The 693-nt window shown below is 51.2% G+C and carries 1 protein-coding gene; it reads left to right on the top strand.

Going from position 1 to position 693, the window contains the following annotated elements; translation table 11 throughout:
- On the top strand, positions 1–693 hold a 693-nt coding region (locus R7E78_RS26825; protein ID WP_318058698.1), incomplete at both ends, for a c-type cytochrome.

Raw genomic sequence — 693 nt, 5'->3', positions numbered from 1 at the left:
GAATATTTGCAGCCTCGCGATCTGAGTAAAATTCCAAACACCGCATTTGGTGAGCAAGTAAAACGCGGTTACTCGCTCTTTGTTAACTCGCAACAGATGCGCGGTAAATACGTTGGCAATGAGCAAAACTGTGTGAACTGCCATATGGAAGCAGGACGAAAAGCCAATGCAGCACCGCTGTGGGCGGCGTACATGGCCTATCCGGCTTATCGCAAGAAAAACGATCGCGTAAACAGCTACGCAGACCGTATTCAAGGTTGCTTCGAATACTCCATGAACGGCAAAGCCCCCGCTTACGACTCACCCGAAATTGTTGCCCTCAGCGCTTACGCTTATTGGTTGGCAATGGGTGGATTACTCGATAGTTATGGTATGAACGATGAAGCGGTGCCAGAGCTAGACATTAAAGCTCTCCAAGTGGGTGGTAAAACGCAAGACTTCCCTTTGCCAGATGCTATCGCTCAAGCATTACCCGTTAAAGAGCGCGGCAACCTCGCAGGACGTGGCTACCCAAAAATCGCCGCACCGAAGCAAGAACCATCACCAGAGCGAGGGGCTTTAGTCTATGAAAAGAACTGCGAGACTTGTCATCGCGCCGACGGCTCGGGTATCAAAGGCACCGACGGTCATTCATACATTCCTCCGCTTTGGGGCGAATTTGCGTATAACTGGGGCGCGGGTATGCACCGCATT

It is taken from the genome of Vibrio sp. YT-19(2023) (assembly GCF_033337395.1).
The sequence above is the reverse complement of the archived record's forward strand: the minus strand, read 5'-3'. Positions and strand labels throughout refer to the sequence as shown.